General features: G+C 38.7%; 13 protein-coding genes. 3 read left to right on the top strand and 10 right to left on the bottom strand.

Translation table 11 applies throughout. The features are described from left to right. Positions 1–111: 111 nt before the first annotated feature. The 4 genes from xylB to ACWPWK_RS00495 form a co-directional block, all read right to left on the bottom strand. Positions 112–1,566 (bottom strand): xylulokinase, encoded by a 1,455-nt coding sequence (xylB, locus tag ACWPWK_RS00510; protein ID WP_109374026.1) that lies wholly within the window; start codon positions 1,564–1,566, stop codon positions 112–114. A 72-nt stretch (positions 1,567–1,638) separates the two neighbouring features. Beyond that, entirely contained in the window at positions 1,639–2,955 is a 1,317-nt protein-coding gene (gene xylA, locus ACWPWK_RS00505) for a xylose isomerase (RefSeq protein WP_109374025.1), read from the bottom strand. A 10-nt stretch (positions 2,956–2,965) separates the two neighbouring features. Continuing rightward, complete coding sequence (nhaC, locus tag ACWPWK_RS00500; RefSeq protein WP_109374024.1) at positions 2,966–4,441, bottom strand: Na+/H+ antiporter NhaC; 1,476 nt, start codon at positions 4,439–4,441, stop codon at positions 2,966–2,968. Between the two features lie 6 nt (positions 4,442–4,447). Further along, a complete protein-coding gene (locus ACWPWK_RS00495; protein WP_109374023.1) occupies positions 4,448–5,617 on the bottom strand; it encodes a MalY/PatB family protein in 1,170 nt (389 codons plus the stop codon). Between the two features lie 188 nt (positions 5,618–5,805). Between ACWPWK_RS00495 and ACWPWK_RS00490 the strand changes: the two genes are divergently transcribed. Further along, a complete protein-coding gene (locus ACWPWK_RS00490) occupies positions 5,806–6,972 on the top strand; it encodes a XylR family transcriptional regulator (protein ID WP_040133172.1) in 1,167 nt (388 codons plus the stop codon). Positions 6,973–7,003: 31 nt separating this feature from the next. Here ACWPWK_RS00490 and ACWPWK_RS00485 read toward each other — a convergent pair whose 3' ends face one another. The 4 genes from ACWPWK_RS00485 to ACWPWK_RS00470 all read right to left on the bottom strand — a co-directional run bounded on the left by ACWPWK_RS00485 (position 7,004) and on the right by ACWPWK_RS00470 (position 11,943). Further along, positions 7,004–7,294, bottom strand: coding sequence for a VF530 family protein (locus ACWPWK_RS00485; protein ID WP_040133173.1), 291 nt, complete (start codon positions 7,292–7,294; stop codon positions 7,004–7,006). A 159-nt stretch (positions 7,295–7,453) separates the two neighbouring features. Continuing rightward, the gene (locus tag ACWPWK_RS00480; protein WP_109374022.1) at positions 7,454–9,052 is read right to left on the bottom strand and encodes an MFS transporter; all 1,599 of its coding nucleotides are present in this window, start codon (positions 9,050–9,052) and stop codon (positions 7,454–7,456) included. Between the two features lie 64 nt (positions 9,053–9,116). After that, the gene (locus tag ACWPWK_RS00475) at positions 9,117–10,985 is read right to left on the bottom strand and encodes an amidohydrolase (RefSeq protein WP_109374021.1); all 1,869 of its coding nucleotides are present in this window, start codon (positions 10,983–10,985) and stop codon (positions 9,117–9,119) included. Between the two features lie 277 nt (positions 10,986–11,262). Beyond that, positions 11,263–11,943: a Crp/Fnr family transcriptional regulator gene (locus tag ACWPWK_RS00470; protein ID WP_109374020.1), complete on the bottom strand. Its 681-nt coding sequence runs from the start codon at positions 11,941–11,943 to the stop codon at positions 11,263–11,265. Positions 11,944–12,079: 136 nt separating this feature from the next. Here ACWPWK_RS00470 and add point away from each other — a divergent pair, with 136 nt between their 5' ends. Both add and ACWPWK_RS00460 read left to right on the top strand, forming a co-directional pair. Then, positions 12,080–13,075 (top strand): adenosine deaminase, encoded by a 996-nt coding sequence (gene add / locus ACWPWK_RS00465; protein ID WP_109374019.1) that lies wholly within the window; start codon positions 12,080–12,082, stop codon positions 13,073–13,075. 514 nt (positions 13,076–13,589) lie between these two features. Next, positions 13,590–14,711, top strand: coding sequence for a ribosomal protein uL16 3-hydroxylase (locus ACWPWK_RS00460; RefSeq protein ID WP_109374018.1), 1,122 nt, complete (start codon positions 13,590–13,592; stop codon positions 14,709–14,711). Positions 14,712–14,892: 181 nt separating this feature from the next. Here ACWPWK_RS00460 and arsC read toward each other — a convergent pair whose 3' ends face one another. Next, positions 14,893–15,318: a glutaredoxin-dependent arsenate reductase gene (gene arsC, locus ACWPWK_RS00455; RefSeq protein ID WP_109374017.1), complete on the bottom strand. Its 426-nt coding sequence runs from the start codon at positions 15,316–15,318 to the stop codon at positions 14,893–14,895. A 10-nt stretch (positions 15,319–15,328) separates the two neighbouring features. After that, positions 15,329–16,618 (bottom strand): arsenic transporter, encoded by a 1,290-nt coding sequence (locus tag ACWPWK_RS00450; RefSeq protein ID WP_109374016.1) that lies wholly within the window; start codon positions 16,616–16,618, stop codon positions 15,329–15,331. Positions 16,619–16,676: the final 58 nt, after the last annotated feature.

Below are 16,676 nucleotides of genomic sequence, written 5' to 3'. Positions count from 1 at the left end.
GTAAGTTCGATTACTAGCAAGAAGTTACCTTAAATACAGTAGAGCACAAAAAATAACGCCAACCTTTAAAAGGTTAGCGCTATTTTTTACCCTGATATTGACGCAATATTGTTATATTTCCATCGTCTCTATTAATGAATATAACTTTTTAAATGCATGATATTTTTTATCGTATATTTTATGTTTTTCTAAATTTGGTGTATGACGTTTTTTAAGCTTAGGTTGAGAAAGAATAACTTGTGATGAATGTGTGGGATTTACCGCAAATTGAGCCAATCTTGCTGCACCAAGAGCCGGGCCAACATCACCGCCTTGGCGATAATCAAGTGTTTTTCCTGTAATATCAGCAAGCAGTTGTCGCCAATATTCACTTCTGGCTCCACCACCAATTAATGTAATATTATCAGCTGATTGACCTGCATTTTCAGCAACTTCAATACCTTGCCGTAACGCAAAACTCACTCCTTCTAGAACCGCTTGGCATAAATCAGCTCGTTGATGCTCATGGGTTAATCCCCAAAAGATACCTTTCGCATTAGGGTTGTTATAAGGTGTCCGTTCACCTGAAAGATAAGGTAAAAAAAGTAGAGGGCTATCAGCAAAAGTAGCGTGTTCAACTTCTTCAAACATCGCATTCACACTCTCAATACCTGTTAGTTGACACACCCAATCAAGACATGATGCAGCACTCAGCATCACCGACATTAAATGCCAAGTATTAGGTAATGCATGACAAAAACTGTGTACGGCATTATCACTATTTTGGAGAAACTGTTCACTCACCACAAAATAAACACCCGACGTACCTAAAGAAAGCATTGCCTGACCTGGTTGATAAACACCCACGCCAATTGCACCTGCTGCATTATCGCCGCCACCAGCAATAATAGGTACTTGTTTCATCTGCCATTTTTTAGCGATATCAGCCAATAGATAGCCCGTTATTTGATTACCTTCAAACAACGTGGGCATTTGACGACGCGTTAATCCTGTTGCCTTTAAAAGCTCATCACTCCAATCTCGCTTTTGCATATCTAACCAAAGCGTACCAGCTGAATCTGACATATCACTGGCGAAATTACCGCTCATCTTCCAACGTAAAAAATCTTTAGGTAATAAAACATGTGCAATGCGTTGAAAGATTTCAGGCTCATGTGCAGCAACCCATTGTAGTTTTGGCGCAGTAAAGCCGGGCATAACTAAGTTACCCGTGATTTTTTTAAACTGAGGATATTGCGCCTCAAGCATTTGGCACTGTTTAAAACTGCGTCCATCGTTCCATAATATTGCAGGACGTAAAACCGCTTGCTGATCATCAAGCAAAACGGCGCCATGCATCTGTCCGCTTAATCCAATCGCCTCAATTTGATCCATTGGAAAATGACATCCAAGCTGAAGGATAGCTTCTTCTGTCGCTTGCCACCATTGTAGTGGATCTTGTTCTGACCATTGAGGGTGAGGGCGTGAAATTGCTAAAGGAACTGAATAGCTAGTGACAACGTCACCTTGTTCATTCATTATGATCGCTTTAACGCTTGATGTGCCTAAATCTAGCCCTAAATACATGAAGTTACCTCATGACCTGTATCTAATTAATAAACACAGCGGAAAACCCGCTGTGTTATTACATTGATGCTATTAACCAAAAATATAGCGATTCACTAAGCTTTCGAGCATTTCTTGGCGTCCACTTTGCAACTGTGGCGCTAGGGTATTGCTTTGTGCATATTTTGCCACATCTTCAAGGCTTAATTTACCTTGTAAGATATTTTGACCAAACTCCGCACTCCAACCTGAATAGCGCTGTGCAGTGAATTTATCAAGTCCACCATCTTGGATCATTCTTGCCGCAATGCGTAACGCCATTGCCATCGTGTCCATTCCTGAAATATGCCCATAGAAAAGGTCATATTTATCATTACTTTGACGACGAACTTTAGCATCAAAGTTTAAACCACCCGTTGTAAAGCCACCTGATTTAAGAATTTCATACATCACGAGTGCATTTTCTTCTACACTATTTGGGAATTGGTCTGTATCCCAACCTAATTGTGGATCGCCACGGTTAGCATCGACTGAGCCTAAAATTCCTAGCGCAATGGCAGTGGCAATTTCATGGTGGAAGCTATGTCCCGCCAATGTAGCGTGGTTTGCTTCAATGTTTACTTTGACTTCTTTTTCAAGGCCAAACTGTTTTAAGAAACCATAAACAGTCGCAGTATCGTAATCATACTGATGTTTTGTCGGCTCTTGTGGTTTTGGTTCAATCAATAATGTGCCTTGGAAACCAATTTTATGTTTGTGTTCAACAACCATCTGCATAAAACGGCCAATTTGCTCTCTTTCTTGGCGTAAATCCGTGTTTAATAGCGTTTCGTAGCCTTCGCGTCCGCCCCATAATACATAGTTTTCGCCACCCAGTGTTTTTGTCGCTTCCATCGCTTCACAGACTTGTGTCGCTGCCCATGCAAAAACGTCAGGATCTGGGTTAGTTGCCGCACCTGCACCATAACGAGGATTAGTGAAGCAGTTTGCCGTTCCCCATAATAACTTAACGTTGGTTTCTTCTTGTTTTCTCGCTAATACATCGGTGATTGCCGCCATATTAGAGATATATTCATTGATGTTATTACCTTCAGAAATAACATCGACATCATGAAAACAGTAGAAAGGAACATTGAGCTTATGAAAGAACTCAAAGGCAACATCGGCTTTGCGTTTTGCTTGCTCTAAGGCTTCACCCGGCGTTTGCCACGGTCTATCAAAAGTACCGATACCGAACATATCAGAACCATTCCAGCAGAAGTTATGCCAATAACAAGCCGCAAATCTTAGGTGATCTTCCATTCGCTTACCTAAAATAATCTCATCAGGATTATAGTAACGAAACGCTAATGGGTTATCGCTTGTTGTGCCTTCATATTGAATTTGTTCAATTTTATCAAAGTAAGACATGGAACCGTCCTTATTTAGTATCAAGTTGTAATTCTGAATGTGATTCAAGCTCAGCAGTCATTTCTTCCTGCTCTTCTGGTGTTAATTTGGCAATGCCAAAGCCCGTGAAACCCCACAACATGGCAAAGAAGATGCCACTCCAGCACAATACGGCCCAAGGTAAGTAATTTAAGGTTGCAACACCTAACGTACCTGCCATATAAGCCCCTGCGGCTGTCCACGGTAAAATAGGTTCAAAGATAGTGGCGGAGTCTTCGACAGTACGAGCGAGGTTTTTAGGGTGTAATCCTCGTTCGATATAGGCACCGCGTAACATTTCGATAGGAATAAGGATTGAGATTTGTCCATTACAGGTCACGCCAATCATGGTTAGCCCGCAAGCAATTGTGGCTAAGATCATTGAACCTGTTGAGTGAACCATTTTTAACAATGCATGGACAATTACTTCTAATGCGCCACTTAACGATAAAGTACCGGCAAAAGAGAGGGCGCAGAAACAGATAAGCAAGGTGCTCATCATTGAGTTCATGCCACCACGATTTAATAAATTACCTAATAATTCAGGGACTTCTTTACCTTGGATCATAGAGACATTAAAGCCATCAACGGCACTTTTTACGATGTCATGTAAGCCAAAACCTTGAATAAGATAAGCGTTAAACATCGCAATAGCGGCAGAAGCTAACATCACAGGGATAGTCGGTTTTTTCGTTACTGAACCATATAAAATCACTAAGACAGGAATGAGAAGGATTAGATTGAAGTTATAAACATTCTCAAGACCATTTGTAATTAATGTCACTTTTTCTGGCACACCTTGACCAGCTAAATCGCCATTCATGCCATAAACGGTCATCACAATCGCCGTTAAAATCAGAGAAGGCAGTGTGGTGTAAAGTAAGTGCCAGATATGCTGATAAAGGTCGATTCTAGCTGCCATAGCTGCAAGGTTAGTATCACCTGATAATGGCGAAAGTTTGTCACCAAAATAGGCGCCGGCAACTACCGCACCTGCGGTTGCGGCAAGGTTAGCATCCATACCTACAGCTACGCCCATAAAAGCAACGCCGATGGTTCCCGCAGAGCCCCATGAAGTTCCCGTACAGACTGATACTAATGATGTGACCAATAATGCCGTAACGTACAGCATTTCTGGGCTGATCATTTTTAAGCCATAATAGATCATCAGTGGAATGGTGCCACCAATCATCCATGTGCCTATTAATAAGCCCACGCTGATTAAAATTAACAATGCGGGCATGGTTTTAGCAATTTTTTGTGAGATTGCCGTTAAGATCTCGTCATAGCGATATCCTAATCGTTTTACTAATAGCGCTGCTACAACTGTAGATAGCACCATTAAAGGCTCTGGTGGTAAATCAAAAGCAGCGTAGCCTCCACCTAATAGCACCACCATGGTGAATATAGGAAAGAGTGATTCGAGTAATGTAGGTGTTCTCGGGCTGTTTATCGTTTGCGTTTTCATTGTAATTTATTCCAAACTGGCGTGAGGTAAGGTACGAATAAGCCGAGTGAAAACGGTTTCTAATATTGAACGAGGTGTCGCGATATTAATGCGGAAAAAACCATCCCCAACCGCACCAAAACCACGCCCCCAACTCATTTCCACTTCAGCTAATGAAACAAACCAATGTTTTAGTTGTTCTTCAGATAACTGCATCTTTTGGTAGTTGATCCATAGCATGTAGGTGCCATGACTTTGAGTGATAACCCAATTAGGAAAGTAACGTTCACATTGTTCTTTTACCCAACGACGGTTATCAGCAAGGTACATTTTTAATTCACCAACCCACTGTTGGCCTTGTAAGGTATAGGCTTGTAAAAAAGCGGGTACTGAAAAATAGCCAGGATTATGAATACCCGCAGCAATTAAGCATTGCTTGAATTTTTCACGATATTCAGGATTGGCAATAACAATATTGGCAACTTCAAGGCCAGCTAAATTGAATGTTTTAGCGGGAGAAGTGCAAATAAAGGAGTGTTGTTCTACATATGTATTTACTGATGAAATAGGGTGATAAGTTGCGTCATCAAAAATAAAATCTGCATGCACATCATCAGAAATAATAAAAACCTGATATTTTTGCGCAAGTTCCGCTATTTTTAATAAGTCACTTTTTTGCCATACCGTTCCTGTTGGGTTATGTGGCGATAGCAAAATAAAGCAGACAGACTGTTTAAACTTACTTTCCAAGTCATCAAAATCAATTTCATAATAGCCGTCACGATAAATCAACGGACTTTCTAATAGTTCACGTTGATTGACACAAACGGCATTGCTAATAGGATGATAAGCTGGTGACAGCGTCGTGACTTTATCGCCCATTTGCGTAAAGTTTTGAATATAAAGCGAAACCGCTTGAATAATACGAGGACAAAACACAATCGTCTCAGAGGCAACAACCCACTGATATTGCGTTTTAAACCAATTGGCAGCAACATTATTCCAATCATGGCTCAGGTCGGTATAGCCATAAATGCCTTTAAGATTAAATTGAGTGAGTTCATTAATAATAAAATCAGGCGCAGGAATATCCATATCTGCAACAGATAACGGGATAACATTGGCGTTACTATTACACCATTTTGCACTATAGGTATTTTGCCTAGAAATTAATTTATTAAAGTTATTCTGATACATGAGAAATCTTCTCGGCAATCGGGTTTAAAAACAAAATACTCGTTGTTATTAACATTGGTTATTCCTATTTTTTACTTTGCTATTACGAAATTTGGCTTGTGTGATAGTAGTCACATAGCGATGAAAGCAAGTTCTAGCAAAATTAAAGCTGTGGTTTAATGCCTGGCTGGGTAATTAGGTAGAGTAAAATGAAAAAAGATAAATACTTTCGTATTGTGCTGTTATTCAACGCTAATAAAGTGTATGACCGACAAGTGGTTGAGGGTGTTGGAGAATATCTTCAAGCATCACAGTGTCATTGGGATGTATTTATTGAAGAGGATTTTCGTACTCGGCTTGATAATATAAACCGTTGGGTCTGTGATGGTATTATTGCTGATTTTGATGATCCCATTATTACAAAACATTTAAGCCAATTACCATTAGCGGTTATTGGTGTGGGTGGTTCTTATCATCAAGAAGAAAATTATCCATCTGTACCTTATATCGCCACAGATAATTATGAATTAGTCCAGCAAGCCTTTTTACATTTAAAGCAAAAAGGGCTTAAACACTTTGCTTTTTATGGTTTACCAGCCAAAGATCACCCTCATTGGTCTAATGAACGAGAGCATGCATTTCGTCAATTAGTTACCAGTGAAAAATATCCAGGCATTGTTTATAACGGCATGGATATTACCCAAGAAAATTGGCAACATGCGCAAAACCGTTTATCCGATTGGATACAAACATTACCCCCACAAACAGGGATTATTGCAGTCACCGATGCAAGAGCGCGTCATTTACTGCAAGTCTGCGATAATTTAAATATTAATGTGCCTGAAGAAATAAGCATTATCGGTATTGATGACGAAGATATGACTCGTTATTTATCGCGCATTGCACTTTCATCTGTTGTACAAGGCTCACGGCAAATGGGATATTTAGCAGCAAAGCTTTTACATCAAACATTAGAAGGGCACTCAACAGATAAACAGCAAAGAATATTAGTACCCCCTGTTAAAATTGTTGAGCGTCGTTCAACAGATTTCCATTCATTTAACGATCCTACCGTTGTACAGGCTATGCATTATATTTATTACAATGCTTGCAAGGGGATAAAAACGGAGCAAGTTTTAGATGCGGTTAATATGTCTCGTTCTAATTTAGAACAACGCTTTAAAAAAGAGATCGGCAAGACAATTCATACGGTTATTTATGAAGAAAAGCTCAAACGGGCTCAAAATTTATTAGCCACCACAACACTTGCGATACAAGAAATATCCGTGATGTGTGGCTATCCATCCTTGCAATATTTTTACTCTATCTTTAAAAAAGAATTTGGTATGACGCCGAAAGAGTTTAGGGATGAGTGAGATAATCATGGCAAAAGGGAAATAAAAACGCCTATCTCTTCCTACTATTCGCCCACGGATCACAGTCTGGGTGATCGATAACTTCAATCACATCATCAATATCTGCTTCAAGAGAATCAAGATATAGCGCTTCCACTTCTGCTCGCGCCCAAGGTGTTCTGCGCAAAAATTTTAAACTCGATTTCACGCTAGGATCACTTCTAAAGCAGTTAATTTTGATGAGTTGCCCTAATTTAGCCCAACCATATTTTGCTACTAGTGCATTTACTTGCATTTCAAGAGTGATGCCATGTAGCGGATCTTTAGAAATATGTCCTGTCATGATTTTCTCAAATACGTTTTAGTTATTTCAAAGGTAAGAAGCGGTGCAGAGTACAAGAAAGTAGAGTGAGAGGCAATGAAAGGATAAAACACATAAAACCGCCCATACACCTTATTGACCGAAATAAAAATAAATAAGGTGTATGAGCGATTGATGTAATTATTTTTTGGGTGAAAAAGCAGAGAAAGAGTGTGTCACTTTTTTAGCGCTAATTATTTTATCTAATTGTTGTTGCAACTGTTTATCATCCATTGTCGCGCGATCATGTTGACGAAGATGCTCAGCCCAAGAAGCCACCATAAAAGTTTCCATATAAGTTTGAGCGTTATTCTCCGTAATCGCATCAGATGAAACAAATAATCCCCATGAATAACCACCATCTCTTAAACGAACCGTTTTTAGTCGATTCATTAAACTGAGAAATTGCTCACGGTGAATTGCTTCAATTTGATAATTGACGGTAATTAACACAGGGCTTTTATCTGTTGTGATCTCAATAAGTCCATCATCAAGAATAAAGTGTTCTGAATGCTGTAAGTTGATGTTGTCGTGTTCTAATTTGACACGCAAAACACATAACCAAACTAAAATAATCCCAACCATTGCACACAGCAACGCGATCGTCACTGAAGTATGTGAAGCGATTTGTCCCCAAACAAGAGATCCTAACGCCATAGAGCCTGAAAACACTGTTAAATAGAGTGCAAGACCTCTCGCACGAACCCAATTAGGTAATGCTGTTTGTGCAGAGACCATTAATGTGGAAAGGGTGATTATCCAACTAAATCCTGCAAGCATACTGGCGAAAATAGCGAGATATTTTGAAGTTGCACTGGCAAAAATAAATAACACCAAAGCTGTACCTATGGTGCCAAAAGCAATGAGTGTGCTGGTGCTAAATTTTTCACGTAATGTTGATAAGCTAAATGCGCCAACGACAGCACCAATACCAATGCTAGTCGTTAATAAACCGTATAATGTCGCATCACCTTGTAATGAGACACGAGCCACTAGTGGTAACATTGCCCAATAGGCACTTGCAAAAATAAAAAAGCTGGCTGCTCTTATAATCGTTTTTATCAACGCGGGGCTATAACGCGCATAACGTAAACCAGAGATCATTGCTGCCACAACAGATTCAGCAGGGAGTTTCTCTTCTTCTTTTTTCTCACCTTCCCACCACCAGACAGCAAGGATAATGGCGATAAAGCTCAAGGCATTAAGTAAAAATGGAAGATAAAGACCGACTTGAGAAATCAAAATACCTGCAAGTGCGGGGCCTATTGCACGGCTGATATTAATTCCCATACTGTTTAAGGCAATACCTGATTTTAATTCATGAGGCTCAACAATACTTGGCACAATAGCTTGCCATGCAGGGCCTAAAAACGCCGCACCAGAACCCAAAACAAAAGTAATTAATAATAACCAGCCAATACTGATAACATTGAAATAAACCAAAACCGCCAATAAAGTGGCAGCACAGAGCATTAAGATATTGACGAAAATAAGCAGTTTTCGTTTATCGAAAATATCAGCAATGGCTCCAGCTGGAAGTGCTAATAAGAAAACAGGTAATGTCGTCATGGCTTGAATAGCGGCAATCATAACGGGGTCAGGGCTTAGGTTTGTCATCAACCAACCAGCACCCACATCATTCATCCAAGTACCAATATTAGAAAATAGCGTTGCCATCCATAATACGAAAAAAATACGATTACGTAAGGGCGACCATGCAGAGGCGCGTTGCGTTGCCATCGTCTTATCTCTCTTTGTTTGAAATGGCCAGTAAATAAATTACCGACCATCGTTATCATAAAAATTAGAATGCAAAACAAGAACAGCCTAAAGCACCCCAAAATGCATTATCATCTGAAATAGGAATGGATGATTGGCGAGCGATATCATGTTGATGCCCATGAACATGGCAGGCACCACAGCATTGATGTAACTGATTTAATACCGCTGTTTTTGTCTCTTGTTGTAAGTAAGAATAATGACCTGGCACTTTGATCACAGGCGACCAATTTGGTAATACGGGAATAGACGGCGGTGTTAATGATGAAAAATCACCATTTGCATACACAATTTTTCCATCCACTACCGTTAAAAGTGATTCAATTGCTTTGATCTCGTTTTCTGGCACTCGAAAATAATCAGCAGAAAGGGCGATAAAATCGGCAAGTTGACCTGCTTTAATTTGACCTTTTTTACCTTGTTCATTGGAGAACCATGAACTCCCCATCGTCCATAACATAAGCGCTGTATCTCTGTCTAAACGATTATCGCCGTCATACATTTGCAGACCACCCACAGTACGCCCCGAAACTAACCAATAAAGCGCTGTCCACGGATTGTAACTAGCTACACGGGTTGCATCTGTACCTAATCCCACAGGCACTTCTGCATTTAGCATTTTGGCGATAGGCGGTGTTTGTTTCAGTGCTTTTGTGCCATAACGTTGTGCAAAATATTCGCCTTGGAATGCCATACGATGTTGAATTGCTAATCCACCGCCAAGCGCTTTAACGCGTTCAATATTTTTCTCACTGATGGTTTCAGCATGATCGAAAAACCAATGTAATCCATCGAAAGGAATGTCTTTATTTACTTTTTCAAAGACATCTAACATACGACTAATAGATTCGTTATAAGTGGCATGTAAACGAAATGGCCAGCGATGTTCGACTAAATGACGGATCACTTTTTCTAATTCAGCTTCCATATTTTCAGGAAGATCAGGTCTTGGCTGTAAGAAATCCTCAAAATCAGCCGCAGAAAAAACCAACATTTCACCAGCACCGTTATGGCGATAAAAATCACTGCCATCACCAGGTGATACCATTGATGTCCATTGTTGGAAATCTTCAAATTCTTGTTTTGGTCTTTGGGTAAATAAATTATAAGCAATACGAATAGTTAATTGATTATTCTTGGCAAGCTCATCAACGACTTGATAATCTTCAGGATAATTTTGAAAACCACCACCCGCATCAATAGCGCTAGTGATACCAAGACGATTCAATTCTCTCATAAATTGACGAGTTGAATTCACTTGATATTCAAGAGGTAATTTAGGGCCTTTTGCTAATGCAGAATAGAGCAACATAGCGTTGGGTTTTGCTATCAACAATCCGGTAGGGTTGCCATGTTCATCACGCTGAATTTCGCCTCCCGGTGGGTTTGGTGTCTCTTTGGTATAACCAATCGCACGTAAAGCGGCTTTGTTTAGCAATGCACTGTCATAGAGGTGTAATACAAAAACTGGCGTATCAGGAGAAACCGCATTTATTTCATCTAGCGTTGGCATACGACGCTCTGCAAATTGAAATTCGCTCCAACCACCAACAACACGTACCCATTTCGGTGACAGTGTCACTTGTGCTTGTGCCTTTAACATATCAAGGGCAATAGAAAGCGAAGGTACGCCTTCCCACCGTAATTCAAGGTTATAATTTAATCCACCACGAATAAGGTGAAGATGTGAGTCATTAAGCCCAGGAATAATAATGTGTTTTTTTAGATTAATGATTTTTGTTTCTGCATTTTGAAACTGCATCGCTTCATCATTTGAGCCAATAAAAAGAAATTTACCTTGATAAACTGCTATCGCTTGAGCGATAGGATTTTCTCTATCAAGAGTATGGATCTCACCATTGATAAATATTTCAGTCGCGAAAGTTTTATTCATGATTTTTGATTTCCTATTTAAAAGGAATTAACCCTTTATTAAATAAAAGGCGTGAGCGTACCGCGCTTTATTAGCAATACAGATAACTATTTCTTTTCAAAATGAATTAAAGATAAGAAAACAAGTTTTTTATGTTTATTCCAGCAGGTTTATTAAATTGTAGCTTAAGTTTATTTCATTACCATTTAAAACATTTGCTTTAAGGGATCAAAAAAAATGAACAAGATAAAGATGAGGTAATTAATTGATATTTAATTGAATATCTATTATTTAAAACTTATTCATTTGAATTATCAATGTAGGATAAGCATTCACAATTTAATACCGTTATCGATTTGTTCTTTAATGTAATCGCTTTAATACTCACTAAATGTGCTAAAGCGCGGTTTAATTGTCTGGTTGAGATCCCAAGCATTGCCGCTAATGGATCTCTTTTTTCTAATTGAAAAGAGAGTCCTTCTTGCTGAGTTTTAAAAAATAAATATCGGCGTAATTTAAATTCTGAAGAATAGGGGGATTGAGAGTGTTTTAACGATGATTGATAAAGTTTTTGGCTTAATTGTTGGCAAATAAAGGTCAAAAAATTTGCATCTTGTAATGCTTTTTGTCTGACAATAGAAAGCGGTAACGCTAATAAATAAGAAGGTACTAAGGCTTGTACAGTACTAAACACCATTTCATCTTTGGCTGAGAAAAGCTCTAAATCGCCAATAACACAGAAAGCTTGTTCAAAAGAAAAAACCACATGCTCACCATTTATTTCGTAGCGTTCAATCTGTAATTTTCCTTCCACTAAGCAGTATAAATGTGTTGCTTGGCTATTTTGCGTTATTAAGTATTCTCCTCTTTTCACTTCCATTAATCGCATAGAAGATAACAATGCATTAGATAAATAAGTATCGAGTTGATGCATTAAAATAAAAGCGTTACGTTTTTGTTCATCATTAACTATTTTCACTTTTATTTTCCTTTCGTAATTAAGATCCAATTTATTATCGAAAATAGCATACTTTTCAAAAAATGACATATGTCCTTTTTTAGGCTGGTGGAGATTATTACTATCATGATATTCCTAATATTTAGAGTCTATATTGATGACATTTAATCCTAGTTTATTACCTAAAGTTGAGCTTCATGTGCATTTAGATACCTGTTTAAGCTATTTTTATATTAAACAGCTAGATCCAACAATAAGCATTGACGAGTTTAATCAGCAATTTGTTGCTCATAAACCCTGTTTTGATTTGGGCGATTTTTTAAGTAAAGTCATACCACAAATTGATATTTTGCAGACAAAATCTGCAATTACACTGGCTGTTGACGATCTGTTTTATCAGTTGAAAGCAGACAATGTTATTTACGCTGAGATACGTTTTGCCCCGTTATTACACACAAAACAAGGCTTAACAGATAAAGAAGTCGTTGAAGTTGTTATTTCTGCAATGAATGAAGCCTCTCAAAAATATGATATTAAAGCTAGATTAATTTTATGCACACTACGTCATTTTAGTGTATTAGAGAGTCAGGAAACCGCTAAATTGGTTGTGGAATACCTTCATAAAGGCGTGGTTGCCCTTGATTTAGCCGCTGACGAAGCACGTTTCCCTTTAGATAATCATATTGCTGCTTTTGATTATGTTAAAAAAGCAGGAGGTAATTTAATTGCTCATGCAGGGGAAGCGAAAGGCGCTGAAAGCGTTACTGAAACATTGGATAAGCTGCAAGTTACTCGAATTGGTCATGGTGTAAGAAGTATTGAAGATAGTGAAGTAATTAACAGGCTTAGATCTCAGAATATATTATTAGAAGTTTGTCCAAGCTGTAATATTATCTGCAATATATATGAGCAAATAGACCAACACCCAGTTAATCAGCTAAAAAAGCAGGGTGTTAAATTAAATATTAATACCGATGCGCGAACGGTTGCCAATACTTCATTAAATAAAGAGTATCAGTTATTGTATGATGTTTTTGGTTGGAGCGAAAAAGACTTTCAGCAATGTAATATCGATGCTCTTAATGCCAGTTTTATTTCCAATAACGTTCGTGAAAAACTAATGGATAAGCTAAACGACTTTTACGCAAAATAGCAATTCACGCATCATAATCATAAGAAAGAACACTTTTATTTTTAAGGTGTTCTTTCTATTACAAGGGTGGTTAATAAGACATCAAGGATACAGGGAAGTCACCATCAGCTAAAAAGGCTATAAAATATTTGCTCAGTATTTTAATGTAAAAAGGTAAGGAGAAGGTTTGATACGAAATTGGCCATTATGTGGGGGTATTAATAAGGTTCACAAAGTCTGAGTTTATACATTGAATTCAATTTAACATAATATACATTATGCGAACCTAAGTATCTAAATACGGATAGGCACTGAAATCTCTGTTTTTGGCTGGTTGATTAATGTTGGTTGATTCTTAACTTAACGCTTATTTGCCAATGCTTTTTCTAGATCTTGAATATAGGCTTTTTGTCTTTTCTTCAAAGCCACAAACATTCCCCTGACAGTTATTAACTACCATTTGACGACAAACAAAAATATCACAATGTATTACTTCTATAATTACCAGCTTATTCATTGATACAGATGTGGTCACATGGTTAACAAACTGAATCTTAACTGGCCTGAATTTTTAGAAAAATACTGGCAAAAAAAACCTGTTGTACTGAAAAACGCATTTCCTGATTTTGTTGATCCTATCACACCAGATGAACTGGCTGGTCTTGCAATGGAACCAGAAATCGACAGCCGCCTTGTCAGCCTCACTGGCAACAAATGGGAAGCAAGTCACGGTCCGTTTGAAGACTTCAGCGAATTAGGCGAAGAAGGATGGTCACTGCTAGTTCAAGCTGTCAACCATTGGCATATGCCGGCAGCTGAACTGGTAAAACCGTTTCGAGTGTTACCTGAATGGCGTCTTGACGACCTGATGATCTCCTATTCAGTGCCGGGAGGTGGTGTCGGACCACATATTGATAACTATGATGTTTTTATCATTCAAGGAATGGGACGTCGTCGCTGGCGTGTGGGTGATGCCCTGCCAATGCGCCAGTTCTGCCCTCATCCCGCATTACTGCATGTTGATCCGTTTGAGCCAATTATTGATGTGGAAATGGCACCGGGAGATATTTTATATATCCCGCCTGGATTCCCTCACGATGGCTTCACCTTTGAAGATACCCTGAATTATTCTGTCGGCTTTCGTGGACCAAATGGCCGTGATTTGCTGAGTAGCTTTGCAGACTATGCACTAGAACAAGATCTGGGTGGGATCAATTATGGCGATCCAAACCTGACAGTACGCGACAATGCAGGAATAATGGAAGCTCATGAAGTTGAACACCTGCGCGCCATGATGATTGAGATGATCAACAAGCCCGGTGATTTTGAACAGTGGTTAGGCCGTTTTGCAACTACACCGCGTCATGAGCTAGATATTGCACCTTCAGAACCACCTTATCAGCCAGAAGAAATACTGAATGCGTTGAATGACGGTGAAAAACTGATCCGACTAAGCGGACTGCGCGTCCTACGCATCGGAGAAAGTTTCTTTGTGAATACAGAAGCTTGGGCTACCAAAGAAACGAAGGGAGCAGATGCATTATGCCAGTTTACAGAAGTTGGAGCAGATCAACTTGGTGAAGCATTGAAGAACCCAGCCTTTGTTGCGGAATTAACCGAATTTATCAATCAAGGATATTGGTACTTCGAAGAATAAGCGATATTTGCTGAATATGATAAAACACCTGCTTGCGGGTGTTTTATTTTGTCGTTTCCGCCCTCCTTCTTTCTCAAGTCAGATGGTGTTGTCTTCTTAACTACAAACTACAACAAAAAAACCTCGTCTTAACGAGGCTTCTATTACTGTAAAATACCGTAAAAATAGTTAATAGATTCTTTTATATCAGCCTATTCCCTTTTTCATCGACAACATTTTGTCCATCTTCTTTTGAAAAGGCACCTTTCTGTGCTTTTGGAAGAATATCTAAAACGACTTCTGAAGGACGGCATAACCGAGTTCCTAATGGTGTCACAACAATAGGTCTATTGATTAATATTGGATATTGCAGCATATAATCAATAAGTTGCTCATCAGTAGCATCAATATGACCAAGACCTAATTTATCATAAGGTTCAACATTCTTTCGTAATAAAACTCTAACCGAAATATTCATATCAGCAATGAGTTTTTCTAAAATCTGTTTAGATGGTGGAGTGTCTAAATAATGGATAATTTCAGGCTCTATTCCACTATTTCGGATCATTTCAAGCGTATTGCGAGAAGTACCACAATTTGGATTATGATAGATTGTAATATGGCTCATAATGTCACCATCAATTTATTAACGTAAGTCTAAGTACTAAAGCAATTAATGTTACTGTCAGCACTGGAATAGTCATAATAATGCCCGTTTTGAAATAATATCCCCATGTAATAGTCATATTTTTTTGTGATAATACATGTAGCCACAATAAAGTTGCTAAACTTCCTATTGGTGTAATTTTTGGACCGAGATCGGCACCAATGACATTGGCATAAATCATCGCCTCTTTAATTAAACCCGTCGCATTACTACCTTCAATAGATAAAGCACCTACAAGAACAGTTGGCATATTGTTCATAATTGAAGATAAAAATGCGGTAATAAACCCCGTTCCTAATGTCGCTTCCCATATTCCTTTTTCTGCCAATGTGTTAAGTACTTCTGATAGATAATGAGTCAAACCCGCATTGCGTAATCCATAAACAACAAGGTACATACCTAATGAAAAAATAACGATTTGCCAAGGTGCTCCTCGTAAAACTTTTCGAGTATTAATCGTCTTTCCTTGTGCCGCGACAAACCACAAAATTACGGCGCCAACAGCTGCAATGGCACTAATCGGAATACCCAACGGTTCCAGTATGAAAAAACCAAGCAATAAAAGAAGCAATACCAACCAACCTGCTTTGAATGTTTTCACATCTTTAATCGCTGTCGCAGGCATCGCTAATTTAGAGGTGTCATATTGCTGAGGAATATCTTTGCGGAAAAACCAATGCAACATAATTAATGTCGCGATAATAGCGGCAATATCAACCGGAACCATCACTGAGGCATATTCCGTAAATCCGATATTAAAGAAATCAGCAGAGACGATATTGACTAAATTTGAAACAATTAAAGGCAAACTTGCGGTATCTGCAATAAATCCTGCCGCCATAACAAAAGCCAATGTTGTGCCTTTACTAAATCCAAGAGCGAGCAACATTGCAATCACAATGGGTGTTAAAATAAGTGCAGCGCCATCGTTAGCAAACAGTGCAGCAACGGATGCACCTAGCAGGATAATATAGCTAAATAAAAGACGACCTTTACCACCGCCCCATTTTGCAACATGAAGTGCTGCCCATTCAAAAAAGCCACTTTCATCTAAAATCAGACTGATAATAATAACAGCAACAAATGTGGCAGTTGCATTCCAGACGATATTCCAAACCACAGGAATATCTTGAAGATGAATGACACCTAACAGTAGCGCAACTAGTGCACCCGCGGTTGCACTCCAGCCGATACCTAAACCTTTAGGTTGCCAAATAACAAAAGTGATTGTTAAGACAAATATTAATACTGCAATAAACATAAAAACCTCTTTCAGAAGACTTATCTTCTAGCTTTTCATATCTGTTTTTTCGTATATA

It is taken from the genome of Proteus sp. Marseille-Q3619 (assembly GCF_965283115.1).
This window is presented reverse-complemented; position numbering and strand designations above follow the sequence as displayed.

Bases quoted from the DNA above. Each gene is read 5' to 3' on its own strand.
- ACWPWK_RS00475 (WP_109374021.1), bottom strand. From the start codon at position 10,985: ATGAATAAAACTTTCGCGACTGAAATATTTATCAATGGTGAGATCCAT.
- ACWPWK_RS00450 (WP_109374016.1), bottom strand. From the start codon at position 16,618: ATGTTTATTGCAGTATTAATATTTGTCTTAACAATCACTTTTGTTATT.
- ACWPWK_RS00460 (WP_109374018.1), top strand. From the start codon at position 13,590: ATGGTTAACAAACTGAATCTTAACTGGCCTGAATTTTTAGAAAAATAC.
- nhaC (WP_109374024.1), bottom strand. From the start codon at position 4,441: ATGAAAACGCAAACGATAAACAGCCCGAGAACACCTACATTACTCGAA.
- arsC (WP_109374017.1), bottom strand. From the start codon at position 15,318: ATGAGCCATATTACAATCTATCATAATCCAAATTGTGGTACTTCTCGC.
- ACWPWK_RS00485 (WP_040133173.1), bottom strand. From the start codon at position 7,294: ATGACAGGACATATTTCTAAAGATCCGCTACATGGCATCACTCTTGAA.
- xylB (WP_109374026.1), bottom strand. From the start codon at position 1,566: ATGTATTTAGGGCTAGATTTAGGCACATCAAGCGTTAAAGCGATCATA.
- xylA (WP_109374025.1), bottom strand. From the start codon at position 2,955: ATGTCTTACTTTGATAAAATTGAACAAATTCAATATGAAGGCACAACA.
- add (WP_109374019.1), top strand. From the start codon at position 12,080: ATGACATTTAATCCTAGTTTATTACCTAAAGTTGAGCTTCATGTGCAT.
- ACWPWK_RS00490 (WP_040133172.1), top strand. From the start codon at position 5,806: ATGAAAAAAGATAAATACTTTCGTATTGTGCTGTTATTCAACGCTAAT.
- ACWPWK_RS00495 (WP_109374023.1), bottom strand. From the start codon at position 5,617: ATGTATCAGAATAACTTTAATAAATTAATTTCTAGGCAAAATACCTAT.
- ACWPWK_RS00480 (WP_109374022.1), bottom strand. From the start codon at position 9,052: ATGGCAACGCAACGCGCCTCTGCATGGTCGCCCTTACGTAATCGTATT.